Genomic DNA, 25,292 nt, shown 5'->3' on the forward strand with positions numbered 1-25,292 from the left:
AGGCGGCTTGTGGCGGCACGCGAGCGCAACGGCGGCGCACGAGCGAGCCCGGCAGCCGAAAAGTTATAATTTACTGATTATGGCTCAGTTCCGCAATGCACCAATCGAATGCGCCGGACCGGGCGCACTTGACTGTGCGAACGCGTGCGCGGACCGCTCCGCACGCCGCCGCGCGCGCCGAGCCTCTCCCTTTTCCCTTGCCGGATCATTGTTTTGAAACTGCACCAGGAATCCAACAGCGCGCTCAACACCATCACGAGCTACGGAGACGGATTCGTCGCGATCAATCTCGAAAGGCACGAAGGCAGCGTGATCGTCATGCCCGAGACGCCCGTCGCGGCGTGGCCGGTCTCTTCGTTCGAGGCGCTCACGCCCGAGCACTTCGAAGCGCTCGTTCAGGCGGCGCCGGAAGTCGTCATTTTCGGCAGCGGGTCGCGACTGCGCTTTCCGCATCCGCGGCTTACGGCGCAATTGGCGAAACACCGCATCGGCGTCGAGACGATGGATTTCGGCGCGGCCTGCCGCACCTACAACATTCTGATGTCCGAAGGCCGCCGCGTGGCCGCCGCACTGTTGATCGAAGGTTGAGAAAACACCTAAGGAAACGCTAAGGAAGCGCTGGCAGACTGCCGCCTCCCGTCCGACATCGGCGCGGGCCGGCGCCTGCCACGAATCAATTTTGACGAGTGGCGGCCGGCCGTGCGCTACACTCCCGCCCGGCATCCGTCTCGACGGATGAGCAGCGCGGCGCGAACGCATCGAACGGGGCATTCGCCGGGTTGGTCTCGGGACGCCGATCGAATGCGCACTGCGCATCGTGCCCGAATATGCGAACTCACGTCGAAAATGCGTGCCAGAGCATGCGGGTGCTCTGCCCTCGGACAGCCGCCTCACCGCCCATTTCGTTTTCACTAGCGCCGCGCGTCGCGGCATCGGACAGGTCGACTTCATGAACGATACGCCCACCCGGCTACCGCTCACGCGTCTTTCGCTCATTCTTCTGTTACTTGCGCTCGCAATCATCTGGTTCGCGCCGCTCGGTTTTCGCCATCTCGTGCCGAGCGACGAAGGCCGTTACGCCGAAATGGCGCGCGAGATGTTCGTGACCGGCGACTGGATCACGCCGCGCTATAACGGCTACAAGTATTTCGAAAAGCCGCCGCTGCAGACCTGGGCAAACGCACTCACCTTCGCGTGGTTCGGCATCGGCGAATGGCAGGCGCGCCTATATACGGCGCTCACGGGCTTCGCGGGCGTGCTGCTCGTCGGCTATACCGGCACCCGCGTGTTCAACGCGATGACGGGCTTCGCCGCGGCGGTCATCCTCGCGACGTGCCCGTACTGGAACCTGATGGGCCACTTCAACACGCTCGACATGGGCCTGTCGTTCTGGATGGAGCTGACGCTCTGCGCGCTCCTGCTCGCCCAGCGCCCCGGCTTGCCAACGCGCAACGTGCGCCTGTGGATGTGGCTTTGCTGGGCCGGCATGGGCGGCGCGGTGCTCTCGAAGGGTCTCGTCGGCCTGATCCTGCCGGGCGCGGTCCTGATCCTCTATTCGCTCGTTGCGCGCGACTGGGCGCTCTGGAAGCGGCTCTATATCGGCAGCGGGCTGATCGTGTTCCTGATCGTGACCGGCCCGTGGTTCGCGCTCGTTCAGATGAAGAACCCCGAGTTCTTCGACTTCTTCTTCATCGTTCAGCAGTTCAAGCGCTATCTGACACCCGAGCAAAACCGTCCCGGCGCGTTCTACTATTTCGTGCCCGTGTTGCTCGTCGGATTTCTGCCGTGGCTGTCGATCGCCTTTCAGAGCGTGCGCCACGGTCTGAAGGCGCCGCGCCAGCCCAACGGCTTCGCGCCGGTCACGATGCTGCTTGTCTGGTCGGCTTTCATTTTCCTGTTCTTCAGCGCGTCGCATTCGAAGCTCGTCTCCTACGTGCTGCCGGTCGCACCCGCGCTCGCGCTCGTGATCGGGCTTTATCTGCCGTCGCTGACGAAGGCGCAGTACCGCATGCATCTGATCGGCTATGCGATGTTTCTGATCGCCGCGGCGTTCGGCGCGATTTTCATCGGCCGGGCAGGCAGCGCCAACACGCCCAACGCGCTCTATCGCGCGTTCCAGGTCTGGGTGTACGCGGGCCTCGCCGTCGCGTTCCTCGTCACGATATTCGCGATCTGGCTGAACCGGCGCAGCGTGCTCGCGGGCGCGGCGGGACTGGGCGCGGCCTGGCTGCTGCTCGGCACGATCGCCGGCTCGGGCCACGACGTGTTCGGCACGCAGAGCTCCGGCGTGCGACTCGTGCCGGCCGTGAAGGCCGCGATGGCGAAGCTGCCGCCCGACACGCCGTTCTATTCGATCGCCAAGCTCGATCACACGATGCCCTTCTACCTCGGCCACACCATGATCATGGTCGGCGAGGCGGACGAGCTGACCTTTGGCGTGCAGACCGAGCCGCAAAAATGGGTGCCGAGCATCGACGAGTGGGTCAAGCGGTGGGACTCCGAGCGCTACGCGCTCGCGTTGATGCCGCCGTCACGCTTTGACGAACTCGCTGCCCGCCGCGTGCCGATGCAGGTGATCGCGCGCGATGAGCGCCGCGTGATCGTGGAGAAGCCGCAGCCGTGAGCGATCGCTACCTTCTCCGCCGCGATGCTGCACTGCACGCTCGTTCGGCATTTCGTGATGAACCGAGTATCCTTGTTCCGCATTTGAAAAACGCGCGATGAACCCGATTTCCTTTATTTGCATCGTCATCGGCGTATCGTTGAACGCATGCGCGCAGCTTTTGCTCAAAGCCGGCGTGAACGCGGTCGGCCATTTCGACCTGACGCCCGCCAACATTCTGCCCGTCGGCATCAGGATCGCGACGCAGTGGCCGATCATCGGCGGGCTCGCATGCTACGTGCTGAGCGTCGTCGTGTGGATCGTCGGGCTGTCGCGCGTGGATGTGTCGATCGCCTATCCGATGCTCTCGCTCGGCTACGTCGTCAACGCGTTCGCCGCGTGGTATCTGTTCGGCGAGGTGCTGTCGATGCAGCGGCTCATCGGCATCGGCATCATTCTGGTCGGCGTCGTGGTGCTCGCGCGCGGCTAGTTCGCCGGATCGAAGCGTCGACCGTATCCATTCATTTTTTAAGCGCATAGTCCATGACTCAAACAACGCGGCCGTTCTTGCCTTTTGTGAAGCCCGATATCGACGAAGAAACCATTCAGGGCGTGGTGGACGTGCTGCGTTCGGGCTGGATCACGACCGGCCCGCAGAATCAGCAGTTCGAGGCGGAGTTGTCGGCCTACGTGGGCGGCCGCCCGGTGCGCGCGTTCAACTCGGGCACCTGCACGATGGAAATCGGCTTGCGCATCGCGGGTGTCGGCGCTGGCGACGAAGTCATCACCACGCCGATGACCTGGGTGTCGACGGCCAACGTGATCCTCGAAGTGGGCGCGACGCCGGTGTTCGTCGACATCGATCCGGTCACGCGCAACATCGACCTGAACCTGCTCGAACGGGCGATCACGCCGCGCACGAAGGCGATCATGCCGGTGTATCTGGCGGGCCTGCCGGTCGACATGGACAAGCTCTATGAGATCGCCCGCGCACACAAACTGCGCGTGATCGAAGACGCGGCCCAGGCGTTCGGCTCCAGTTGGCGCGGCAAGCGCATCGGCGCGATCGGCGACATCGTGTCGTTCAGCTTCCACGCGAACAAGAACGTGACGTCGATCGAAGGCGGCGCGCTCGTGCTCAACAACGAAGACGAAGCGGAACTCGCGCGCAAGTACCGGCTGCAGGGCATCACGCGCACCGGCTTCGACGGCATGGACTGCGACGTCCTCGGCGGCAAATACAACCTGACGGATGTGGCGGCGCGCGTCGGGCTCGGGTCGCTGCGCAAGACCGAGGCCATCACGGAAGCGCGCCGGCAACTCGCGCGCCTCTATTTCGATGCCTTCGAAGGCGGCGCGGCGGTCGGGCTCGGAATGGGCCTGCCGGTGAAGAACTTCACGGATCACAACTGGCACATGTTCCAGATCGCGCTGCCGCTCGACAAGCTCGAGCTCACGCGCGCGGAATTCATGGGGCAACTGAAGGAGCGCAACATCGGCAGCGGCGTGCACTATCCGGCGCTGCACCTGTTCACCCTGTATCGCGCGCGCGGCTTCAAGGAAGGCATGTTCCCGCATGCCGAGCGTTACGGCGCGTCGAACGTGACGCTACCGCTCTTCCCGGGCATGACCGGGGAAGACGTGACGCACGTCGTGAAGTCGATCGACGAGATCTGCGAGCAGTTCGGACATAACGGGTAATACGGATCATCAAGGACAACCAGCGCAACATGAGTCAATTGGATTTTCCGGCGACGTCGCCCGAGCTTTCGGTGATCATTCCGGTGTACAACGAGGAGGACGGCCTGGCCGCCCTCTTTCAGCGCCTCTATCCGGCGCTCGATGCGCTCGGCACCTCGTACGAGGTGATCTTCATCAACGACGGCAGCCGCGATAAATCGGCCGCGCTGCTCGCACAGCAGTTCCACGTGCGGCCCGACACCACGCGCGTCATTCTGCTCAACGGCAATTACGGCCAGCACATGGCGATTCTCGCGGGCTTCGAGCAGTCGCGCGGCGAGATCGTCGTCACGCTCGATGCCGACCTGCAGAATCCGCCCGAGGAAATCGGCAAGCTCGTCGAGAAGATGCGCGAAGGCTACGACTACGTCGGCACCATTCGGCAGCAGCGGCAGGACAGCCTGTGGCGCAAGAAAGCGTCGCGCGCAATGAACCGCCTGCGCGAACGCATCACGAAGATTCGCATGACCGACCAGGGCTGCATGCTGCGCGCGTACAGCCGCCATATCATCGATACGATCAATCGCTGCGGCGAGATCAACACGTTCATTCCCGCGCTTGCCTACACGTTCGCGCAGAACCCGATCGAAGTCGATGTCGCGCATGAAGAGCGTTTCGCGGGCGAATCGAAGTATTCGCTCTACAGCCTCATCCGCCTGAACTTCGATCTCGTCACCGGGTTCTCGGTGGTGCCGCTGCAATGGCTGTCGTTCATCGGCGTGATCCTGTCGGTCGGCTCGGCGGGCCTGTTCATGCTGCTGTTGATTCGCCGCTTCATGTTCGGCGCGGAAGTCCAGGGTGTGTTCACCCTCTTCGCCATCACGTTCTTCATGCTCGGCGTGATCATCTTCGCGCTCGGGCTGCTGGGCGAATACATCGGCCGCATCTATCAGCAGGTGCGCGCGCGGCCCCGTTATCTCGTGCAGACGATCCTCGAACAGCGCGACGGCCTGCCCTCGGCGATCAAGCCGCTGCAGGACGCCGTGCAGCCCGTGGCCGTTGTCACGCGCGAGGAAGACGACCGATGAAGCCGCGCGCCGTCGTCTTCGCGTATCACAACGTCGGCGTGCGCTGCCTGCAGGTGCTGCTCGCACGCGGCGTCGATGTCGCGCTCGTCGTCACGCACGAGGACAGCGCGAGCGAGAACATCTGGTTCGGCAGCGTCGCGCAGGTCGCGGCGGAACACGGCATCGACACGATCACACCCGCCGACCCCAAATCGCCCGAGCTCCACGACGCGGTGGAAAAGCTCGCGCCGGACTTCATCTTCTCGTTCTATTACCGGCACATGCTGCCTGTCGCGCTGCTTTCGCTCGCGCGGCGCGGCGCGTACAACATGCACGGATCGCTCCTGCCCAAGTATCGCGGCCGCGTGCCGACCAACTGGGCGGTGATCAACGGCGAGACCGAGACCGGCGCGACCCTGCACGAGATGGCGGAGAAACCCGACGCCGGTGCGATCCTCGCGCAAACGCCGGTGCCCATCCTCCCCGACGACACCGCGGCGCAAGTCTTCGACAAGACCGTCGTCGCCGCCGAGCAGACGCTCTGGCGCGTGCTGCCCGCGCTGCTCGCGGGCGAAGCGCCGCATCTGCCGAACGATCTCGCGTCGGGCAGCTACTACGGCGGGCGCAAGCCTGAAGATGGCCGCATCGACTGGTCGCAGCCCGCGCAGGGCGTCTACAACCTGATTCGCGCGGTCGCGCCGCCGTATCCGGGCGCGTTCACGGACATCGGCGCGGATCGTTTCATCGTCGCGCGCGCGCGGCTCGTGCCCGAAACCGGCGCGCCGGGTGTCCCTCCCGAAAGGCTCAGTGAGTTGCGGAGTTTGCCCCCGGGCCTAAGGGTGGCGGATAATGCGCTGTTTGGCGTCTGCGGCGACGGCCGCGTCATCGCCATCCACGAATTGCGTCATCGGCCGCTGAACGCCGATGCGCAATCGTCGGGCGAAGCGCGCACCATCGATCCTTCCGAATTCGGCCGAATCATTCAATCCTCTCGTCATTCATGAAAAAAGTTCTGATTCTGGGTGTCAACGGCTTCATCGGCCATCACCTGTCCAAGCGCATCCTCGAAACCACCGACTGGGAAGTCTTCGGGATGGACATGCAAACCGATCGCCTGGGCGACCTCGCGAATCACGAGCGGATGCATTTCTTCGAAGGCGACATCACGATCAACAAGGAGTGGGTCGAGTATCACGTGAAGAAGTGCGACGTGATTCTGCCGCTCGTCGCGATCGCGACGCCCGCCACTTACGTGAAGCAGCCGCTGCGCGTGTTCGAGCTCGACTTCGAAGCCAATCTGCCGATCGTGCGTTCGGCCGTGAAGTACGGCAAGCATCTGGTGTTTCCGTCGACTTCCGAGGTGTACGGCATGTGCACGGACGAGCAGTTCGATCCGGAAAACTCCGTGCTCTCCTATGGCCCGATCAACAAGCCGCGCTGGATCTACGCGTGCTCGAAGCAATTGATGGACCGCGTGATCTGGGGTTACGGCATGGAAGGCCTCAACTTCACGCTGTTCCGTCCGTTCAACTGGATCGGCCCGGGCCTCGACTCCATCTATACGCCGAAGGAAGGTTCGTCGCGCGTCGTGACGCAGTTCCTCGGTCATATCGTGCGTGGCGAGAACATCAGCCTCGTCGACGGCGGCGCGCAGAAACGCGCGTTCACGGACATCGACGACGGCATCGGCGCGCTGATGAAGATCATCGAGAACAAGGGCGGCGTCGCGTCGGGCAAGATCTACAACATCGGCAATCCGACGAACAACTTCTCGGTGCGCGAGCTCGCCAACAAGATGCTCGCGCTCGCGAACGAGTTCCCCGAGTATTCGGACAGCGCGAAGAAGGTGCAGCTCGTCGAGACCTCGTCGGGCGCGTACTACGGCAGCGGCTATCAGGACGTGCAGAACCGCGTGCCGAAGATCGAGAACACGATGCAGGAACTCAACTGGGCGCCGCAAGCCACCATGGACGACGCGCTGCGCAAGATTTTCGAAGCGTACCGCGCGCATGTGGGCGAAGCCCGCAAGCTGGTGGAACAGACCTAAGGTACGCGCGTGGCCCGCATCGTTCTGAAAATCGACGTCGATACGCTGCGCGGCACGCGCGAAGGCGTGCCCAATCTCGGGCGGCTGCTCGACAAGTACGCCGCGCGCGCGACGTTCCTCTTCAGCCTCGGCCCGGATCACACCGGCTGGGCGCTGCGGCGCGTCTTCCGGCCCGGCTTTCTCAAGAAGGTCTCGCGCACGTCGGTGGTCGAGCATTACGGCGTGAAGACGCTCATGTACGGCGTGCTGCTGCCGGGGCCGGACATCGGGCGCGAAGCCGTGTCGGAAATGCGCGCGATTCACGAGGCCGGCTTCGAATGCGGCATCCATACGTGGGATCACGTCTACTGGCAGGACAACGTGCGCGGGCGTGATCGCGACTGGACCGTCGCGCAGATGCAGCAAAGCCATGCGCGCTTCATCGAGATCTTCGGCGGGCCGCCCGTCACCCACGGCGCGGCCGGCTGGCAGATGAACGGTTACGCGTTCGAACAGATCGACGCCTGGGGCATGCGTTACGCGTCCGACGGCCGCGGCCACACACCGTACGTCCCCGTGCTCGACGGCCGCACGCTGAACCACATCCAGATGCCCACCACGCTGCCTACGCTCGACGAAGTGCTCGGCGTGGACGGCGTCGACGAAAGCAATGTCGCGGCCCATGTGCTGCGCCATACGGCGAACAATCCGCACGATCAGGTGTTCACGCTGCACGCCGAGCTTGAAGGCCAGAAACTCGCGCCCGTGTTCGAGCAACTGCTCGCCGGCTGGCGCGCGCAGGGACACAGCTTCGCCACGATGGGCGATTACCATGCGACGCTGGACCGCGCGTCACTGCCCACGTACCCTGTGACGTGGGGCGAGATTCCGGGCCGCGCGGGCGAACTGATCGTCCAGCCGGGGTGAAGCGGCGCGTGGCCGCATCCGGGTCTCGTCGTTTTTCTCACCGAATATCCAAAACAACCGGAGAAACCTACGTGTCAGTCGCAGTCGACCAGCCCGTTCCCGACTTCACCGCACCCGCGACGGGTGGCGAGTTCACGCTTTCGAGCCTGCGCGGCAAAAAGGTCGTGCTGTTTTTCTATCCGAAGGACAACACGCCGGGCTGCACGACCGAAAGCCTGCAATTTCGCGACCACTATGACCAGTTCAATGCGGCCGGCGCGGAAGTGATCGGCATCTCGCGTGACAGCGTGAGATCGCACGACAACTTCAAGGCGAAACTGGAGCTGCCTTACACGCTGGTTTCGGACGGCGACGAAGCCATCTGCTCGCTCTTCGATGTCATCAAAATGAAGAAGATGTATGGCAAGGAAGTGCGCGGCGTGGAGCGCTCGACCTTTCTCATCGATGCAAAAGGCGTGCTTCGGCGCGAGTTCCGCGGCGTCAAGGTGCCAGGCCACGTAGAGGCAATTGTCGAGGCTGTACAAGCGATTTGAGGCACGTTATATTGGTTCGCAATGAGCGCCTGTCCTCCCCATTCCCTTTGGTTTAGCGCGAGCCGCCGTGTGCCTGTCGGTACGGTCGGCATGGACCCGGGCTATGTGGACTCGGCAAGGGAAAGGCGCCCTCTGGCAGAAGTCAGCCGCTGGTTCCGGTAGTCGGAACGGCGGCTTTTTTATTTGGCGTCGCATAAAAGCCACGATTCACCGGCTCGCGCGCGACGTGTTGCACGCAACCTCCAAGGAGCAGATCGAAACCTAGGCGAACCGGCGATTTCGACAACGAAGCGCGCCACCGGGCGCAAACTGCTGAATTCGTATCGCTTCGAGGGCGGACGAGCAGGATGCGACAGGCGGCGCACGATACACGACCCGATTCCTTTCGAGGGAACATCATGCCTTTGCCTACCGCCCCGGCCAAGCTCGGCCACCTCCTTCCGGCTGAAGAATACAAGGCCAAAGCCCGGCCTTCGAAACAGTCGAAGAAACAAGCCGCGGCGAGCGATGACGACGCCTACGGCGCGGTCGATACCGTCGCCGCCGAGCGTCCCGCCAAGAACGCCGCGCACACGCTGCGCTCGATCGCGAGCGAAGTGCTGACCCAGATTCCGGCCGAACCGCACGTTGAAGCGGTCGCGCCGCCGCCCGCGCCGGGCACGGTGCCCACGCGCGCGCGAAAATCGAAACAGACCGCGGCGCTCCTGCAGCCGGCGCCGGGCGCGCGCGCCACGCCAGATGCGGTCGAAGCCCGCACGGAGCGCGCGGAAATTCCCGTGGCGTCCGAGGCACCGGCCGCGGCTGCGGCGAAAGACACGCGTGCGCAGAACAAACGCCGCAAGAGCACGAGCGCCGAGGCCGAATTGCGCAAGCTCTTCGTGCTCGACACGAACGTGCTGATGCACGACCCAAGCTCGCTCTTCCGCTTCGAGGAACACGACGTCTATCTGCCGATGATGACGTTGGAAGAACTCGACAACCATAAGAAGGGCATGTCGGAAGTGGCGCGCAATGCGCGTCAGGTGAGCCGCACGCTCGATGCGCTCGTCGCGCACGCCGGCAATGCCAGCAAGATGGCGGAAGGCCTGCCGCTCGCCGCGCAAGGCAACCGCGATGCGCTCGGCCGGCTCTTCTTCCAGACGACGCTCACCGACATCGAGCCGGTGGAAGGCTTGCCCGTCGGCAAGGCGGACAACCAGATTCTGGGTGTCGTGCGCGCGCTGCAGCGGGAGCGGCCGGACCGCCAGGTCGTGCTGGTGTCGAAAGACATCAACATGCGCATCAAGGCGCACGCGCTCGGCCTGCCCGCCGAGGATTACTTCAACGATCAGGTTCTGGAAGACAAGGACCTGCTCTACTCCGGCGTGCGCGCGCTGCCGCAAGATTTCTGGACCAAGCACGCGAAGGGCATGGAGAGCTGGCAGGACACCAAGACCGGCACGACGTATTACCGCGTGACCGGGCCGCTGTGCCCGTCGATGCTCGTCAACGAGTTCGTCTATCTCGAGCCGCAAAACGGCGAGCCGTCGTTCCATGCGGTCGTGCGCGAGCTGAACGGCAAGACCGCGCTCCTGCAGACGTTGCGCGACTACGGTCATCACAAGAACAACGTGTGGGGCATCACCGCGCGCAACCGCGAGCAGAATTTCGCGCTCAATCTGTTGATGAACCCGGAAGTCGACTTCGTGACCCTGCTCGGTCAGGCCGGTACCGGCAAGACGCTGATGGCGCTCGCCGCCGGCCTCGCGCAGGTGCTGGACGACAAGCGCTACAACGAGATCATCGTGACGCGCGCGACGGTTCCGGTCGGCGAGGACATCGGCTTTCTGCCTGGCACCGAGGAAGAGAAGATGCAGCCGTGGATGGGCGCATTCGACGACAACCTCGAAGTCCTGCAGAAAACCGATGACGCCGCCGGCGAATGGGGCCGCGCCGCGACGCAGGAGCTCATCCGTTCGCGTCTGAAGGTGAAGAGCATGAACTTCATGCGCGGCCGCACCTTCGTCGACAAATACGTGATCATCGACGAGGCGCAGAACCTCACGCCGAAGCAGATGAAGACGCTCGTCACACGCGCGGGTCCCGGCACGAAGATCGTGTGCCTCGGCAATATCGCGCAGATCGACACGCCCTATCTGACTGAAGGCAGTTCGGGTCTCACCTATGTCGTCGACCGCTTCAAGGGCTGGACGCATAGCGGTCACGTGACGCTCGCGCGCGGCGAGCGCTCGCGCCTCGCCGACTACGCCTCCGACATTCTGTAAGCGCCCGGCATTCGTCGCGATATGGCGGCCCGGCGGAGCAATCCGCCGGGCCGCTTCTTTTTGTCTGAACGTTCTGCAACTGCAACAGTTACAGCACAAACTTCATGTAAATCCTCAAGACATCTTGCTGCACGCCCGTTCGGCGGGCTAGTATCGGCACACTGCCCCTTCCTGGCGAATTTCGTTCGCCTATTGCAATGTGTCGAATCTGGCTGCTGCTTCTCGCTACCGTACTGCTCGCCGCGTGTGGAACCGCGCCGCAGCAGCAGGCGGCGCGCAAGCCCACTACCAGCGCGAGCGCCAGCCGAACGTATAAGGCGCCTCCCGGCTTTCCGAATTTCGTCGATCACAGCGTCGGGCGCGAGGAAATCTCCATTCAGGCGATGTCCCTCGTCGGCGTGCCATACCGCTGGGGCGGCAATACGCCCGATGCGGGCTTCGATTGCAGCGGGCTCGTGCGCTATGTCGTGGATCGCGCGGCGTCGGTGAATCTGCCGCGCACCACGGCCGATATGAGCTCGCGCGGTGAATCCGTCGAACCGGACGAGATCGCGCCGGGCGACCTGATCTTCTTCAACACGACCGGGCGGCCGCATTCGCATGTGGGCATCTATGTCGGCAAGCTGCGCTTCGTGAACGCCCCCTCGACGGGCGGAACCGTGCGTCTCGACTATCTGACGAACCCGTATTGGGCGAAGCGTTTCGATGGCATCCGCCGCGTCGCGCCGCCCAAGGCCGCGCCCACGCCGTTCGATGCGCCGACGTATATCGCATCGCCCGCGCCAACGCCTGCGCCCGCGCCCGCGCCGGTCAATGCGGATGCCTTCGAGCCGCCGCCGCCCACGCTCAGCGCCGCTCAGCGGCAATCGCAGGCGGCGGGTGCAAGCGCGCCTGCGGCGGCGGCCAGCATCAACGCGTCGCCCGATCCGATCCAGGCCGCCGCCGACGCATTCGAGCCGCCTCCGCCGACTTCCCGCGCGGCGCGCCAGCAGGCACGCGCGGCTCAGGTGACCAACGACAACGCCGATCCCGCCGATCCGCCCGTTCGCGTGATGCGCGCGTCCACCGGGTCCCTCGCCGCGCCACGTCCCGCGCCGGGCGACGATCCCATTGCCCGTTTCGCGACCGGCACGAACTGACGCGCAATGCGCGTCTCTGCTATCGTGTTCCGATCATTCGTCGACGGAGCGCAACACCATGGACCTGGGACTCGCGGGCAAGGTCGTCCTCATCACGGGCGGTAGCAAGGGCATCGGATTTGCATGCGCGAAAGCGTTCGCGAGCGAGGGCGCGAAGGTCGCGATCGTCTCCCGCGATGCCGCAAATCTGGCCCGCGCCCGTGAGCAACTGGCGAGCGCGGGGTATCACGTCCATCTCGCGCGCGCAGACCTGCACGAAGCTCACAGCGCCGAGGATGTCGTCGAGGAAGCGAGCGCCGCGCTCGGGCCGATCGACATCCTCATCAACAGCGCCGGCGCCGCGCGCCGCTACGATCCCGACACGCTCGACGCCGCCGCCTACAAGGCCGCGATGGACGCCAAATATTTTTCCTATGTGTATCCGCAGCAAGTCGTGCTGAAGCGCATGGCCGAGCGCCTGCGCAACGACCCGGGCGCCGAGCCTGGCGCGATCGTCAACATCGTGGGAATGGGCGGGAAGATCGCGACCGACATCCATATCGCGGGCGGCGCGGCCAACGCCGCGCTGATGCTCAACACCGTCGGACTCGCGCATCACTACGCGAAACTGGGCATCCGCATCAACGCGATCAACCCGGGCGCGACGCTCACCGAACGCGTCGAGGAGGCGCTCGATCTGGAGGCGAAGCGGCAAGGTGTCACACGCGATCAGGTGCTCGCCGACAGCCAGGCCAGGGTGCCGCTCGGACGTTACGCGAAACCGGAGGAAATCGCCGACGTGGCGCTCTTTCTGGCGAGCCGCCGCGCGAGTTACGTGTCGGGGGCGATCATCCCGATGGACGGCGTGTCGTCGCCGATCATCTGACGCGCCGCGGGCTCGGAGCAAGCCCGCGGGCAGAACGAATCAAAGGAAGCGGTGGCCGACCCACCAACCGGCCGCGGCGAGCGCGGCGGATGCGGGAATGGTCAGAATCCACGCCCACACGATATTTCCCGCGACGCCCCAGCGCACCGCGCTGAATTTCTGCGTCGCGCCGACGCCGACGATCGCACCGGTGATCGTATGCGTCGTCGAAACCGGAATGCCGAGAAAGGACGCGACGAACAGCGTGATCGCCCCGCCCGTCTCCGCGCAGAATCCGCCGACCGGCTTGAGCTTCGTGATCTTCTGGCCCATCGTGCGCACGATGCGCCAGCCGCCGAAGAGCGTGCCGAGCCCCATCGACAGATAACACAGGCCGATCACCCAGACGGGCGGCGCGTCGGCCGTGGCCGATGCGTAGCCGGTCGCGATCAGCAGCATCCAGATGATGCCGATCGTTTTCTGCGCGTCGTTGCCGCCGTGGCCGAGCGAATACAGCCCCGCCGAGACGAGCTGCATGCGGCGGAAGCGCCGGTCGACCTTCGAGGGCGGCGTGCGGAAATAGAGCCACGACACGAGCAGCATGAAGAACGAGCCGAGCACGAAGCCGAGCAGCGGCGAGATGAAGATGAACGCGACCGTCTTCAGCAGTCCGTCCCAGTTGAGCGCGCCCCAGCCCGACTTCGCGAGCGCGGCGCCGACGAGACCGCCGATCAGCGCGTGCGACGAACTCGACGGAATGCCGTAGATCCAGGTGACGATATTCCAGCCGATTGCGCCGACGAGCGCGCCGAATATGACGTAGTGATCGACGATCTCGGGATCGATCGTGCCCTTGCCGACGGTGGCGGCGACCTTCAGGTGAAAGATGAAGTACGCGATGACGTTGAACGCGGCGGCGAATGCGACCGCCTGTTGCGGCTTCAGCACGCCGGTCGAGACGACCGTTGCAATGGAATTGGCGGCGTCGTGAAAGCCGTTCATGAAGTCGAACGCAAGCGCGACGATGACGAGCAAGGCGACTGCCCAGATGGCGAGTTGAATCGAATGCATCGGTTGGTGGTGTTTTGACCGGACTTGAAAAGCAATGCCGGTTTGTCGTCCCGGTTTCTCGTGTCCCGCCGCGCGCGGGCCTGCCGCGCGCCGGGGGCTCGGACGGCTCGGTCAGGCGTTTTCCAGCACGATGCCTTCGATGATGTTCGCGACGTCTTCGCACTTGTCAGTGATCGTCTCGAGCAGCTCGTAAATCGCCTTCAGCTTGATCAGCGTCTTGACATCGTCTTCCTCGCGGAAGAGCTTCGACATGGCCGAGCGCAGCACGCGGTCGGCATCCGACTCGAGGCGGTCGATTTCTTCGCAGATCTTGAGAATCTCGCTCGCGCGCTTCATGTCCGCCAGCAATTCGACGGCTTGCTGTACGCGCGTGACCGTGCTCGTGCAGATATGCGCGAGTTGACTCGCCTCCGATGTCACCGCGCGCACGTCGTACAGCGAGATGGCCGTGGCGACGTCCTCCATCAGATCGAGGATGTCGTCCATCGTCGTGATCAGCTTGTGGATTTCGTCGCGGTCGAGCGGCGTGATGAACGTCTTGTGCAGCAGGTCGATCGTCTCGTGCGTGAGCTTGTCAGCACGCTTTTCGTTGGCCTGGACGTTCTGCTTGTGGACCTCGGCGTCGTCGAGGTTGTCGATCAGCAGTTCGAGCTCGCGGCTTGCATCGACCATGCATTTCGCGTGCGCGTTGAAAATCTCGAAAAATTTGCCCTCGGTGGGCATGAAACGACCGAACATGAAAATCCCGCTAAGTGGGTCAATTTGAGACGTACATCAAACTGACATATTGTACCTGCGCGCACTATCGGACGCACCGCGCGTGCCTGACGCACCGCGGTGAGTGTCGCAAGGAATTGACAGTGGATGCGATGAAAGTCTTATTCGCCGCCGTAGAAGTTCTGCGCGCCGGCGAAGTTGTCGAACTTCGTGTACTGCCCATGGAAGGTCAGGCGCACCGGACCGATCGGACCGTTACGCTGCTTGCCGATGATGATTTCGGCCGTGCCCTTGTCGGGACTATCCGGGTTGTAGACTTCGTCGCGATAGATGAACAGGATGACGTCCGCGTCCTGCTCGATAGCGCCCGACTCGCGCAAGTCCGACATGATCGGACGCTTGTTCGGACGTTGCTCGAGACCGCGATTCAACTGCGACAACGCGATGACCGGCACGTCGAGCTCCTTCGCGAGACTCTTGAGCGAACGCGAGATTTCGGAAATTTCGGTCGCGCGATTTTCGCCGCCGCCCGAGCCCGACATCAGTTGCAAGTAATCGACGATGATCAGCCCGAGCTTGCCGCACTGACGCGACAGACGCCGCGCGCGCGAGCGCAGTTCCATCGGATTCAGACCGCCGGTTTCGTCGATGAAAAGCTGCGCCTCGCTCATTTTCTGCACCGCGTGCGTGAGCTTCGGCCAATCCTCGTCGGTCAGACGGCCCGTGCGCATGCGATGCTGATCGAGCCGGCCGACCGAGCCGAGCATACGCATCGTCAGTTGCGTGCCCGGCATTTCCATCGAGAACACCGCGACCGGCAAGCCGTACTCCACCGCCACATATTCGCCGATGTTCATCGAGAACGCCGTCTTACCCATCGACGGACGGCCTGCCACGATGATCAGTTCGCCGCCGTGCATGCCCGAGGTCATGCGGTCCAGGTCGACGAAGCCCGTCGGCGTACCGGTCACATCGCTAGGATTGGCCGTGTGATAGAGCGTGTCGATGCGCTCGACGACCTGGGTCAGCAGCGGTCCGATCTCCAGAAAACCCTGCGTGCCGCGCGCGCCGTCTTCCGCGATCGAGAACACGCGTGCCTCGGCTTCGTCGAGAATCTGGCGGACTTCCTTGCCTTGCGGATTGAATGCGTCGGCGGAGATCTCGTCGGCGACCGATACGAGACGGCGCAGCACCGCGCGATCGCGCACGATCTCCGCATAGCGGCGGATATTCGCCGCGCTCGGCGTGTTCTGCGCCAGCGCGTTGAGGTACGCGAGCCCGCCCACTTCTTCGGCCTTGCCGGCCATCGTGAGCGCTTCGTAGACGGTAATGACGTCCGCCGGGCGCGTCGCCGCGATCAGCTTGCCGATGTGCTCATAAATGATGCGATGGTCGTAGCGATAGAAATCGCCCTGATGCATCACGTCGGCGATGCGGTCCCATGCGGCGTTGTCCAGCAGCAGGCCGCCGATCACGGATTGTTCGGCTTCGATCGAATGCGGCGGGACCTTCAGCGCGTCGAGTTGCGGGTCTTTTGACGGAGCGTTCATGGGGTGGAATTATCGATGAATTCGGCGCGTAGGAACAACGCTCAGACAAATAAAAAAGGCAGGAACCTGTGGGGTTCCTGCCCTTCTTTCCTGCGTCGCGAGGCGCGCGGCCTCGCCTGAACTTACGCGTGCTCGCCGAGCACCGACACCGTGACGTCGACCAGCACGTCCGTGTGCAGCGCCACTTGAACCGGATGATCGCCGACGATCTTCAGCGGGCCTTGCGGCAGACGCACTTGCGCCTTTTCCACTTCCGCGAAGCCTTGCGCCTTCAGCGCTTCAGCGATGTCCGCGTTCGTGACCGAGCCGAACAGACGGCCGTCGACGCCAGCCTTCTGCGAGATCTGCACGGTGAAACCGTTCAGCTTGTCGCCTTGAGCTTGCGCGGCTGCCAGCTTTTCAGCGGCGACCTTTTCGAGTTCGGCGCGACGAACTTCGAATTCAGCGATCGCGTCCTTGGTCGCGCGGCGAGCCTTCTTGCCGGGGATCAGGAAGTTACGTGCGTAGCCGTCCTTGACCTTGACGATGTCGCCGAGGTTGCCCAGGTTGACGACCTTTTCCAAAAGAATGATTTGCATTTTTGGCTTTCCTTAGTGCGTCGTCTGATTAGGCCTTGTGCAGGTCGGTGTACGGCAGGAGCGCGAGGAAACGCGCGCGCTTGATTGCCGTGTCGAGCTGGCGCTGATAGTGCGCCTTCGTGCCAGTCAGACGAGCCGGCGTGATCTTGCCGTTTTCGCCGATGAAGTCCTTCAGCGTTTCCGTGTCCTTGTAGTCGATGTGCTCGACGCCGGCTGCCGTGAAACGGCAGAACTTCTTGCGCTTGAAGAGCGGATTTTGTTGCTGACGACGCTTGTCGAATTTCTTACCAGTCGGGCGGGGCATGATTAGTCCTTTCCAATGTCCTGCAATTCTGTGATGTGAAACACCAGGGTTCGTGCGTTACGGCTCTTTTTGGCCAGAAAGCCGGTGAAGCGTGTTTCGACGCCCATCGGACAGCTTTCCAGTCTGCCGCTCGCTTCTCCGGCCGCGACCGCCTGCAGTGTCAGTTCGACCTGACGGGCGATGCCCGCTTCGACGACAACCGCTGCGTGTTGCAACGTGCAGCTTGCGATCGGGATGCCGGCGGGCGTGTACCGCACCGGTTCGCGTTCCACGACGCTCGCTGTCAGTTGCAGCCGGTTCACTTAAACCTTGGTGGCTGTGGCGAATATTCGCCTTAAGCCTGCGCTTCGGACGGCTGGCTGGCCGCCTTCTTGGCTTCTTCGCGCTGCACTTCCTTCATCATCGGCGACGGGCCGGTTTCGGCCTTCTTCATCTTGACGATGAGGTGACGCAGAACGGCGTCGTTGAACTTGAATGCGTGCTCCAGCTCTTCGAGCGTGGCTTGATCGCATTCGATGTTCATGCAGACGTAGTGAGCCTTCGCGAGTTTCTCGATCATGTAGGCCAGTTGGCGACGGCCCCAGTCTTCGATGCGGTGGATCTGGCCACCGTGCGACGTGATCGTGCCCTTGTAGCGCTCGATCATTGCGGGCACTTGCTCGCTCTGATCGGGGTGCACGATAAAGACGATTTCGTAATGACGCATGTTCACTCCTTGTGCTGACTTTTGGATAGTAAGCCACCCGGGCGTCGGACCGGTGCGGCAAGTGAGAAGCCCGAAACTATAACGCGAATAAGCGCTCCGGGCAAGTCAAATCATCGGTTTTTCAAGCAGTTAGCGGCCATGCACGTGCTCGGCAAGCGGTTCGCCGGGCAGCGTCAGCGGACGGCTCCAATAGCCGGGCTGCGTATAAATTTCCTTAAGATAATCAATGAAATAGCGCACGCGCGCCGGCACGTAGCGCTGCTGCGGGTAGACCGCGAGAATGTCGTAATCGGGAAGCTCGAAGTCGTCGAGCACGGTTTCGAGCTCACCCGACTCCAGTTGCCGCTGGATTTCCCACGTCGAGCGCCAGCCGAGTCCAAGCCCTTCCGACGCCCACCGGTGCAACAGTTCGCCGTCGTTGCAATCGAGATTGCCGGTCACGCGCACGGTCACGACCTTGCCGTTGCGCCGGAAATACCAGCCGCGGTTCTGCCCGCCTTGCAGGTTGAACGCGAGGCAGTTGTGATTCGGCAGGTCTTCCAGGGTTTTCGGCCGGCCGTGCTTCTTGAAATACGCGGGCGTGCCGCACACGACGCGCCGGTTGCTCGCCAGCTTCACGGCGACGAAATTCGGATCGACCGCTCCGCCGATGCGAATCGACAGATCGTAGCCCTCGCGCACCAGATCGACGACGCGATCGGTCAGATTGAACGACATCTGCAATTCGGGCTTGTCGCGCACGAACGGCGGCGCGTGCGGCGCCACGTGCATGCGCCCGAACGCGGCCGGCGCCGATACGATCAGATGCCCGCCCACCGCGCGCCGTCCAGCGGCGAGTTCGTTTTCCGCCTGATCCCAGTCCGCGAGCAGGTTCTTGCAGCGGTCGAGAAATGCCGCGCCCTCTTCGCTCACGACGAGACGCCGCGTCGAACGATACATCAGCTTTACGCCGAGGCGCTTTTCGAGCGCGTCGATGCGCCGGCCGAGAATCACCGGCGACACGCCCTCCTCCAGCGCCGCGGCGGCGAGGCTGCCCGCCTCGGCTACGCGCACGAAGGTTTCGATTTGCTTGAAGCGATCCATCAGAGTCTCCCTGAGCCGCGTCGCATCGACATTCAATACTTTTTGTTTGGAAAAAAGCGACTGTCGCTGATCTTATCAAACCTTTTTCACAGACTTAAAGTGCAACGGAACCCTGCTTGAATGCAGACAGCGATTTCGGATAGAGACCCCCAGGAAGGAGACAACCATGCCCAAGATGAGAGCCGTCGACGCAGCCGTCCTCGTGCTGGAAAAAGAAGGAATCGATACCGCGTTCGGCGTGCCGGGCGCGGCCATCAACCCGTTCTACTCGGCGATGAAGAAGTCGGGCGGCATCAGCCACGTGCTCGCGCGTCACGTCGAAGGTGCATCGCACATGGCCGAAGGTTATACCCGCGCGGCGCCGGGCAACATCGGTGTGTGCATCGGCACGTCGGGTCCCGCCGGCACGGACATGATCACCGGCCTCTATTCGGCGCAGGCCGATTCGATCCCCATTCTCGCGATCACGGGCCAGGCGCCGCGCGCGCGTCTGTACAAGGAAGACTTCCAGGCCGTCGACATCGAATCGATCGCCAAGCCGGTCACGAAGTGGGCCGTCACCGTGCGCGAGCCGGCGCTCGTGCCGCGCGTGTTCCAGCAGGCTTTCCATCTGATGCGCTCGGGCCGTCCGGGTCCGGTGCTGGTCGATTTGCCGATCGACGTGCAATTGGCCGAGATCGAGTTCGACATCGACACGTACGAGCCGCTGCCGGTCTACAAGCCGAAGGCGACCCGCGCGCAGATCGAAAAAGCGCTCACGATGCTGAACGACGCGGAAAAGCCGCTCATCGTCTCGGGCGGCGGCGTGCTGAACGCGGCGGCGGAAAGCCTGCTCGTCGAATTCGCGGAAACGCTCGGCGTGCCCGTCATTCCGACGCTCATGTCGTGGGGCGCGATCCCCGACGATCACCCGCTCATGGCCGGCATGGTCGGCTTGCAGACGTCGCACCGCTATGGCAACGCGACGATGCTCGCGTCGGACTTCGTGCTCGGCATCGGCAATCGCTGGGCGAATCGCCATACCGGCAGCGTCGAGGTGTACACCAAGGGCCGCAAGTTCGTGCACGTCGATATCGAGCCGACGCAGATCGGCCGCGTATTCGGACCGGATCTCGGCATCGTGTCGGATGCGAAGGCCGCGCTCGAACTGTTCGTCGAAGTGGCGAAGGAATGGAAGGCCGCAGGCAAGCTGAAAGACCGCGGCGCATGGGTGGCCGACTGCCAGCAGCGCAAGCGCACCATGCTGCGCAAGACGCACTTCGACAACGTGCCGATGAAGCCGCAGCGCGTCTACGAGGAGATGAACCTCGCGTTCGACCGCGACACCTGCTTCGTCACGACGATCGGTCTCTCGCAGATCGCGGGCGCCCAGTTCCTGCACGTGTTCAAGGCGCGCAACTGGATCAACTGCGGCCAGGCCGGCCCGCTCGGCTGGACGATCCCCGCCGCGCTCGGCGTGCGTGCGGCGGACCCGCAACGCAAGATCGTCGCGCTGTCGGGCGACTACGACTTCCAGTTCATGATCGAAGAGCTCGCGGTCGGCGCGCAGTTCAAGCTGCCGTACGTGCACGTGGTCGTGAACAACTCGTACCTTGGCCTGATCCGCCAGGCGCAGCGCGGCTTCGACATGGACTACTGCGTGCAGCTCGCGTTCGACAACATCAACGCGCCTGAACTCGAAGGCTATGGCGTCGATCACGTCGCGGTGGCCGAAGGCCTCGGCTGCAAGGCGCTGCGCGTGCACAAGCCGGAAGACATCGCCCCGGCGCTGAAGCAGGCGCAGGCATTGGCCGCCGAACATCAGGTGCCGGTCGTCGTCGAGATGATTCTCGAACGCGTGACCAACATCGCGATGGGCACCGAGATCGACGCGATCAACGAGTTCGAGGAACTCGCCGAAACGAAAGCGGACGCACCGACCGCCGTCACGCCGCTCGACTGAGCATCGCCGCCGCGCGTTCATGCAAGGAATGCGCGGCGTGCCTCCACTGACCGACCATCAGGAAAGAACAATGCCGAAATTTGCCGCGAATTTGACCATGCTGTTCAACGAAGTCCCGTTCCTCGACCGCTTTGCCGCGGCCGCGAACGCGGGTTTCAAGGCGGTCGAGTTCCTGTTTCCTTACGCGTTCTCGATCGGCGATATCCAGCAACGCCTGAAGGACAACGATCTGCGGATCGTGCTGCACAACCTGCCCGCGGGCAACTGGGAAGCGGGCGAGCGCGGCATCGCCTGTCTGCCTGATCGCGTCGCGGAATTCCGCGAAGGCGTGCCGCGCGCGATCGAGTATGCGAAGGCGCTGAACGTGCCGCAACTCAACTGCCTCGTCGGCATTCCGACGGCGGGCGTGTCGGCGGAACAGGCGCGCACGACGATCGTCGAGAACCTGCGCTTCGCAGCCGAAGCGCTGAAGAAAGAAGGCATCCGCCTGCTAGTCGAGCCGTGCAACGCCTACGACATTCCGGGCTTCGCGCTGAACCGATCGAGGGAAGGACTGGACGTGATCCAGGCCGTCGGTTCGGACAACCTGTTCCTGCAGTACGACATCTATCACATGCAGCGGATGGAAGGCGAACTCGCCGCGACGATCAGAAAGAACCTGCCGAAGATCGCGCACATTCAACTCGCCGATAACCCCGGCCGCAACGAACCCGGCACGGGCGAGATCAACTATCCGTTCCTGTTCGGCCTGCTCGACGAGATCGGCTATCAGGGCTGGATCGGCTGCGAGTACAAGCCGCTCGAGGGCACGCAGGCGGGCCTCGGCTGGCTTCAATCGATCGGCGGCGTGAAGCAGGGCGCAACCGCTTAACCAGACACATAGGAGGAGCTAGAAGTATGGCAACCATCGGTTTCATCGGCCTCGGCATCATGGGCGCGCACATGGCGCGCAATCTCATCAAGGGCGGCCACAAGCTCGTCGTGAACGGCAAGTTTCCGGTGCCGGACGATATCCGCGCGCAAACGCAAGTCGTCGCGGACTCAACCGCGGTCGCGCAGGAAAGCGAGATCGTCATCACGATGGTGCCCGACACCCCCGATGTCGCCAATGTGCTGTTCGCCGATGACGGCGTCGCGAAGGGCCTCACGAAGGGCAAGCTCGTGATCGACATGAGCTCGATCGCCCCGCTCGAGACGCAGGATTTCGCAAAGAAGATCAACGCACTCGGCTGCGACTATCTCGATGCACCGGTGTCCGGCGGCGAAGTCGGCGCGCGCGAAGCGACGCTCACGATCATGGTCGGCGGTCCGGAAAAGTCGTTCAACATCGCGAAGCCGCTGTTCGAACTGATGGGCAAGAACATCTCGCTCATCGGCGATAACGGCGCGGGCCAGACCTGCAAGGTCGCGAACCAGATCATCGTCGCGCTGAACATCGAGGCGGTCGGCGAAGCATTGCTCTTCGCGGCACGCTCGGGCGCCGATCCGGAGCGCGTGCGCAAGGCCCTGATGGGCGGCTTCGCCTCGTCGCGCATCCTCGAGGTGCACGGCGAGCGCATGACCAAGCGCACGTTCAATCCGGGCTTTCGCATCGAGCTGCATCAGAAGGACCTGAACCTCGCACTCGACGGCGCACGAAAGATGGGCCTCGCCCTGCCCCACACCGCCAGCGCGCAGCAACTCTTCAGCGTGTGCGCGGCGAACGGCGGCAAGGCGTGGGATCACTCGGCGCTCGTGCGCGCGCTCGAAATCATGTCGAACTTCCAGGTGGCCGAAGAGCCGCAGCAAAGCAAGGCCGCTGCGTAATTCGCATCACCTGAACCGTGGGGCGTCCCGCGTATGGGCACGCGGGACAAATGCCGCTCTGGGCTGAGGGCGGCAAAGTGGGGTCCGAGAAGCGGCACCCGGCGGTGCGCCGGGTAAGCCTTGGTCGGTCAGACGGTTTGTCGTCGGGTGTCCGCGTCGGATTGTTTCAGTTTGCGTCCTACCGTTGACGCATGTGCAGTGCTACAAATCCTTTTGTTAAAACTCAGAACTATCTGGTGGTAGCGGCGACTAATCTGCCTAGACTTCGCGGGCCGTCATCCACCGTTAATCAAGGAGTTGAACAATGGGAATTCTCAGCTTTATCAAGGAAGCAGGCGAGAAACTCTTCGGCGCGGTCACGCCGAACGCGCAGGCGGCTCCCGCTGCCGCGCCCGTCGATGTCGCCACGCTGAATCAGAAGGCGGGCGAAGCCATCGCGACGTACATCCGCTCGCAAGGTCTCAACGCGGACAATCTCGACGTCAAATATGACGGCACCTCGCATACCGTGACCGTTGCCGGTCAGGCGCCGGATCAGGCGACGAAGGAAAAGATTCTCGTCGCCGCGGGCAACGTGCAGAACGTCGACAAGGTCGACGATCAATTGACCGTGCCGAATAGCGAGCCCGAATCGCAGTTTTACACCGTCGTGTCGGGCGACAACCTCTGGAAGATCGCCGAGAAGTATTACGGCAACGGCTCGAAGAACGATGTGATCTTCGAAGCGAACAAGCCGATGCTGAAGAGCCCCGACAAGATCTATCCGGGACAGGTGCTGCGCATTCCGGCGGCGAACTGATTCTCTCTTTGGCGTTCGAAACGCGGACCCTGGTCCGCGTTTTTTGCTTTCTGGATTCGCGTTTTCGTGAAGTCTTGGATTTGTGTCGGTCTGTCGGAGCAGCCCCTGCGCGGGGCTGCTTTCCTTGCCGCTGCCTTCATTAGGGCTATCGTGGAATCCTGTTTTTGCGTCGGTCTTCCGGACCCGAATCAACCCACACCAAGCCACGCGCAGCGAAATCTCACGAACCCGAAGCCACAACCAGTTCCCGCGCCAGACGATTGTGGCGCTCCACGACCGCGCCGAGGTCCACCGTCGTCAAACGCCCTTCCTTCACCACAATCTTCCCGTCGATGACGCTCGTCGACACCTGCGACGGCGCGCAGAAAACCAGCGCCGCCACCGGATCGTGCAGCGCACCCGCAAACGCCGTCTGCGACAGATCGAACGACACGAAATCTGCCGCCATGCCCGGCGCGAGCGCACCGATGTCGTCACGGTTGAGCACCTTCGCACCGCCGAGCGTCGCGATTTCGAGCGCCTCGCGCGCGGTCATCGCATCCGGGCCGAAGCCGACGCGCTGCAAAAGCAGCGCCTGACGCACCTCCGCGACCATCTGCGCGCCGTCGTTCGATGCCGATCCGTCCACGCCGATGCCCACCGGCACGCCCGCGTCGCGCATCGCGCGGATCGGCGCGATGCCGGAGGCAAGCCGCATGTTCGAGCACGGGCAATGCGCGACGCCCGTTCCCGTGCGCGCGAACAGCTCGATGCCCGGCTTGTCCAGCTGCACGCAGTGCGCATGCCACACGTCATGACCGACCCAGCCGAGATCCTCGGCATATTCGGCCGGCGTCATGCCGAATTTCTCGCGGCTGTACGCGACATCGTTCACGTTCTCGGCCAGATGCGTGTGCAGCGACACGCCGTGTTCGCGCGCGAGCAGCGCCGCATCGCGCATCAATTCGCGACTCACCGAAAACGGCGAGCACGGCGCGACGACCACGCGCAGCATCGCGTAGCGGCCTTCGTCGTGATAGGTCTCGATCAGCCTCTGCGAGTCCTTCAGAATCGCGTCTTCCTTTTCGACGACCGAATCGGGCGGCAAGCCGCCGTCCTTCTGCCCGACGCTCATGCTGCCTCGCGCCGCGTGAAAACGCATGCCGATTTCGCGCGCCGCCGCGATGCTGTCGTCGAGCCGGCTTCCGTTCGGATAGATATAGAGATGGTCGCTCGACGTCGTGCAGCCGGACAGCAGCAATTCGGCCATCGCGGTCTGGGTCGAAACGTTGATCATCTCGGGCGTCAGATGCGCCCAGATCCGGTAGAGGTTCGTGAGCCAGCCGAAAAGTTCGGCGTTCTGCGCCGCGGGAATCGCGCGCGTGAGGCTCTGATACATGTGATGGTGCGTGTTGACCAAGCCCGGAATCACAAGATGACCGCGCATGTCGAGCACGTCGTCCGCGGTTTGCGGGAGTTCACTCGTCGGCCCGACCTTGACGATGCGGTTGTCTTCGATATACAGGCCGCCGTCGGCGATTTCACGGCGATTCTCGTCCATCGTGACGAGCATGTGGGCGTTCTTGACCAAAAGACTGCGTGGCATCGGCCATATCTCCAGAGACAGTTAGGGGAAACCAGTGAAAAGCCCCGGTTACCCAGCGTCTGCCGCCGT

General features: G+C 63.3%; 25 protein-coding genes. 16 read left to right on the forward strand and 9 right to left on the reverse strand.

Annotated features, from left to right (window positions below; translation table 11 throughout):
- Positions 1-213 precede the first annotated feature (213 nt).
- From U4Y90_RS00725 to U4Y90_RS00780, 12 genes are all read left to right on the forward strand, one after another.
- Positions 214-588 (forward strand): Mth938-like domain-containing protein, encoded by a 375-nt coding sequence (locus U4Y90_RS00725; protein WP_321791200.1) that lies wholly within the window; start codon positions 214-216, stop codon positions 586-588.
- Between the two features lie 361 nt (positions 589-949).
- Entirely contained in the window at positions 950-2,623 is a 1,674-nt protein-coding gene (locus tag U4Y90_RS00730) for a glycosyltransferase family 39 protein (protein ID WP_321791202.1), read from the forward strand.
- A gap of 97 nt (positions 2,624-2,720) precedes the next feature.
- Positions 2,721-3,092, forward strand: coding sequence for an SMR family transporter (locus tag U4Y90_RS00735; RefSeq protein WP_321791204.1), 372 nt, complete (start codon positions 2,721-2,723; stop codon positions 3,090-3,092).
- Positions 3,093-3,145: 53 nt separating this feature from the next.
- Positions 3,146-4,303 (forward strand): DegT/DnrJ/EryC1/StrS aminotransferase family protein, encoded by a 1,158-nt coding sequence (locus U4Y90_RS00740; protein ID WP_321791206.1) that lies wholly within the window; start codon positions 3,146-3,148, stop codon positions 4,301-4,303.
- 29 nt (positions 4,304-4,332) lie between these two features.
- Positions 4,333-5,370, forward strand: a complete 1,038-nt coding sequence (locus U4Y90_RS00745; RefSeq protein ID WP_321791208.1) for a glycosyltransferase — start codon at positions 4,333-4,335, stop codon at positions 5,368-5,370.
- On the forward strand, positions 5,367-6,353 hold the full coding sequence (locus U4Y90_RS00750; protein WP_321791210.1) for a formyltransferase: 987 nt from the start codon (positions 5,367-5,369) through the stop codon (positions 6,351-6,353). The genes U4Y90_RS00745 and U4Y90_RS00750 overlap by 4 nt, the downstream gene beginning before the upstream one ends.
- Positions 6,350-7,396 (forward strand): bifunctional UDP-4-keto-pentose/UDP-xylose synthase, encoded by a 1,047-nt coding sequence (locus tag U4Y90_RS00755; RefSeq protein ID WP_321791212.1) that lies wholly within the window; start codon positions 6,350-6,352, stop codon positions 7,394-7,396. The genes U4Y90_RS00750 and U4Y90_RS00755 overlap by 4 nt, the downstream gene beginning before the upstream one ends.
- Before the next feature lie 9 nt (positions 7,397-7,405).
- Positions 7,406-8,302 (forward strand): polysaccharide deacetylase family protein, encoded by an 897-nt coding sequence (locus U4Y90_RS00760; RefSeq protein ID WP_321791214.1) that lies wholly within the window; start codon positions 7,406-7,408, stop codon positions 8,300-8,302.
- Between the two features lie 71 nt (positions 8,303-8,373).
- A complete protein-coding gene (locus tag U4Y90_RS00765; protein ID WP_321792524.1) occupies positions 8,374-8,835 on the forward strand; it encodes a peroxiredoxin in 462 nt (153 codons plus the stop codon).
- A gap of 398 nt (positions 8,836-9,233) precedes the next feature.
- Entirely contained in the window at positions 9,234-11,099 is a 1,866-nt protein-coding gene (locus U4Y90_RS00770) for a PhoH family protein (RefSeq protein ID WP_321791215.1), read from the forward strand.
- A 197-nt stretch (positions 11,100-11,296) separates the two neighbouring features.
- Positions 11,297-12,238: a C40 family peptidase gene (locus U4Y90_RS00775; RefSeq protein ID WP_321791217.1), complete on the forward strand. Its 942-nt coding sequence runs from the start codon at positions 11,297-11,299 to the stop codon at positions 12,236-12,238.
- Between the two features lie 58 nt (positions 12,239-12,296).
- On the forward strand, positions 12,297-13,103 hold the full coding sequence (locus U4Y90_RS00780; protein ID WP_321791219.1) for an SDR family oxidoreductase: 807 nt from the start codon (positions 12,297-12,299) through the stop codon (positions 13,101-13,103).
- A gap of 39 nt (positions 13,104-13,142) precedes the next feature.
- On the opposite strand, the gene U4Y90_RS00785 is transcribed toward U4Y90_RS00780, so the two are convergent.
- From U4Y90_RS00785 to U4Y90_RS00820, 8 genes are all read right to left on the reverse strand, one after another.
- A complete protein-coding gene (locus tag U4Y90_RS00785; protein WP_321791221.1) occupies positions 13,143-14,153 on the reverse strand; it encodes an inorganic phosphate transporter in 1,011 nt (336 codons plus the stop codon).
- Positions 14,154-14,264: 111 nt separating this feature from the next.
- Positions 14,265-14,891, reverse strand: coding sequence for a DUF47 domain-containing protein (locus U4Y90_RS00790; RefSeq protein ID WP_321791223.1), 627 nt, complete (start codon positions 14,889-14,891; stop codon positions 14,265-14,267).
- Positions 14,892-15,031: 140 nt separating this feature from the next.
- The gene (locus U4Y90_RS00795) at positions 15,032-16,420 is read right to left on the reverse strand and encodes a replicative DNA helicase (RefSeq protein ID WP_321791225.1); all 1,389 of its coding nucleotides are present in this window, start codon (positions 16,418-16,420) and stop codon (positions 15,032-15,034) included.
- A gap of 122 nt (positions 16,421-16,542) precedes the next feature.
- Positions 16,543-16,998: a 50S ribosomal protein L9 gene (rplI, locus tag U4Y90_RS00800; protein ID WP_321791226.1), complete on the reverse strand. Its 456-nt coding sequence runs from the start codon at positions 16,996-16,998 to the stop codon at positions 16,543-16,545.
- A 28-nt stretch (positions 16,999-17,026) separates the two neighbouring features.
- Positions 17,027-17,302: a 30S ribosomal protein S18 gene (gene rpsR, locus U4Y90_RS00805; protein ID WP_321791228.1), complete on the reverse strand. Its 276-nt coding sequence runs from the start codon at positions 17,300-17,302 to the stop codon at positions 17,027-17,029.
- 2 nt (positions 17,303-17,304) lie between these two features.
- On the reverse strand, positions 17,305-17,604 hold the full coding sequence (priB, locus tag U4Y90_RS00810; RefSeq protein WP_321791230.1) for a primosomal replication protein N: 300 nt from the start codon (positions 17,602-17,604) through the stop codon (positions 17,305-17,307).
- Between the two features lie 32 nt (positions 17,605-17,636).
- Positions 17,637-18,008, reverse strand: a complete 372-nt coding sequence (gene rpsF, locus U4Y90_RS00815; RefSeq protein WP_014191231.1) for a 30S ribosomal protein S6 — start codon at positions 18,006-18,008, stop codon at positions 17,637-17,639.
- A gap of 129 nt (positions 18,009-18,137) precedes the next feature.
- Entirely contained in the window at positions 18,138-19,091 is a 954-nt protein-coding gene (locus U4Y90_RS00820) for a LysR family transcriptional regulator (RefSeq protein WP_321791233.1), read from the reverse strand.
- Between the two features lie 166 nt (positions 19,092-19,257).
- Between U4Y90_RS00820 and gcl the strand changes: the two genes are divergently transcribed.
- The 4 genes from gcl to lysM all read left to right on the forward strand — a co-directional run bounded on the left by gcl (position 19,258) and on the right by lysM (position 23,638).
- A complete protein-coding gene (gcl, locus tag U4Y90_RS00825; protein WP_321791235.1) occupies positions 19,258-21,033 on the forward strand; it encodes a glyoxylate carboligase in 1,776 nt (591 codons plus the stop codon).
- 70 nt (positions 21,034-21,103) lie between these two features.
- On the forward strand, positions 21,104-21,904 hold the full coding sequence (hyi, locus tag U4Y90_RS00830) for a hydroxypyruvate isomerase (protein ID WP_321791237.1): 801 nt from the start codon (positions 21,104-21,106) through the stop codon (positions 21,902-21,904).
- A 26-nt stretch (positions 21,905-21,930) separates the two neighbouring features.
- Positions 21,931-22,839 (forward strand): 2-hydroxy-3-oxopropionate reductase, encoded by a 909-nt coding sequence (locus tag U4Y90_RS00835; protein WP_321791239.1) that lies wholly within the window; start codon positions 21,931-21,933, stop codon positions 22,837-22,839.
- A 304-nt stretch (positions 22,840-23,143) separates the two neighbouring features.
- Positions 23,144-23,638 carry a peptidoglycan-binding protein LysM gene (gene lysM / locus U4Y90_RS00840; protein WP_321791241.1) on the forward strand — a complete coding sequence of 165 codons (495 nt, stop codon included), beginning with the start codon at positions 23,144-23,146 and terminating at the stop codon, positions 23,636-23,638.
- A 220-nt stretch (positions 23,639-23,858) separates the two neighbouring features.
- Here the strand turns inward: lysM and U4Y90_RS00845 are convergent, their stop codons facing one another.
- Positions 23,859-25,223 (reverse strand): 8-oxoguanine deaminase, encoded by a 1,365-nt coding sequence (locus tag U4Y90_RS00845; RefSeq protein WP_321791242.1) that lies wholly within the window; start codon positions 25,221-25,223, stop codon positions 23,859-23,861.
- Positions 25,224-25,292: the final 69 nt, after the last annotated feature.

The sequence above is a fragment of the Caballeronia sp. J97 genome (assembly GCF_905220305.1).
Lineage (GTDB): Bacteria > Pseudomonadota > Gammaproteobacteria > Burkholderiales > Burkholderiaceae > Caballeronia.

Excerpts from the sequence above, each read along its gene's own strand:
- U4Y90_RS00730 (WP_321791202.1), top strand. The coding sequence starts at position 950 with ATGAACGATACGCCCACCCGGCTACCGCTCACGCGTCTTTCGCTCATT.
- U4Y90_RS00735 (WP_321791204.1), top strand. The coding sequence starts at position 2,721 with ATGAACCCGATTTCCTTTATTTGCATCGTCATCGGCGTATCGTTGAAC.
- U4Y90_RS00740 (WP_321791206.1), top strand. The coding sequence starts at position 3,146 with ATGACTCAAACAACGCGGCCGTTCTTGCCTTTTGTGAAGCCCGATATC.
- U4Y90_RS00745 (WP_321791208.1), top strand. The coding sequence starts at position 4,333 with ATGAGTCAATTGGATTTTCCGGCGACGTCGCCCGAGCTTTCGGTGATC.
- U4Y90_RS00750 (WP_321791210.1), top strand. The coding sequence starts at position 5,367 with ATGAAGCCGCGCGCCGTCGTCTTCGCGTATCACAACGTCGGCGTGCGC.
- U4Y90_RS00755 (WP_321791212.1), top strand. The coding sequence starts at position 6,350 with ATGAAAAAAGTTCTGATTCTGGGTGTCAACGGCTTCATCGGCCATCAC.
- U4Y90_RS00770 (WP_321791215.1), top strand. The coding sequence starts at position 9,234 with ATGCCTTTGCCTACCGCCCCGGCCAAGCTCGGCCACCTCCTTCCGGCT.
- U4Y90_RS00775 (WP_321791217.1), top strand. The coding sequence starts at position 11,297 with ATGTGTCGAATCTGGCTGCTGCTTCTCGCTACCGTACTGCTCGCCGCG.
- U4Y90_RS00780 (WP_321791219.1), top strand. The coding sequence starts at position 12,297 with ATGGACCTGGGACTCGCGGGCAAGGTCGTCCTCATCACGGGCGGTAGC.
- U4Y90_RS00785 (WP_321791221.1), bottom strand. The coding sequence starts at position 14,153 with ATGCATTCGATTCAACTCGCCATCTGGGCAGTCGCCTTGCTCGTCATC.
- U4Y90_RS00790 (WP_321791223.1), bottom strand. The coding sequence starts at position 14,891 with ATGTTCGGTCGTTTCATGCCCACCGAGGGCAAATTTTTCGAGATTTTC.
- U4Y90_RS00795 (WP_321791225.1), bottom strand. The coding sequence starts at position 16,420 with ATGAACGCTCCGTCAAAAGACCCGCAACTCGACGCGCTGAAGGTCCCG.
- rplI (WP_321791226.1), bottom strand. The coding sequence starts at position 16,998 with ATGCAAATCATTCTTTTGGAAAAGGTCGTCAACCTGGGCAACCTCGGC.
- rpsR (WP_321791228.1), bottom strand. The coding sequence starts at position 17,302 with ATGCCCCGCCCGACTGGTAAGAAATTCGACAAGCGTCGTCAGCAACAA.
- rpsF (WP_014191231.1), bottom strand. The coding sequence starts at position 18,008 with ATGCGTCATTACGAAATCGTCTTTATCGTGCACCCCGATCAGAGCGAG.
- U4Y90_RS00820 (WP_321791233.1), bottom strand. The coding sequence starts at position 19,091 with ATGGATCGCTTCAAGCAAATCGAAACCTTCGTGCGCGTAGCCGAGGCG.
- gcl (WP_321791235.1), top strand. The coding sequence starts at position 19,258 with ATGCCCAAGATGAGAGCCGTCGACGCAGCCGTCCTCGTGCTGGAAAAA.
- hyi (WP_321791237.1), top strand. The coding sequence starts at position 21,104 with ATGCCGAAATTTGCCGCGAATTTGACCATGCTGTTCAACGAAGTCCCG.
- U4Y90_RS00835 (WP_321791239.1), top strand. The coding sequence starts at position 21,931 with ATGGCAACCATCGGTTTCATCGGCCTCGGCATCATGGGCGCGCACATG.
- lysM (WP_321791241.1), top strand. The coding sequence starts at position 23,144 with ATGGGAATTCTCAGCTTTATCAAGGAAGCAGGCGAGAAACTCTTCGGC.
- U4Y90_RS00845 (WP_321791242.1), bottom strand. The coding sequence starts at position 25,223 with ATGCCACGCAGTCTTTTGGTCAAGAACGCCCACATGCTCGTCACGATG.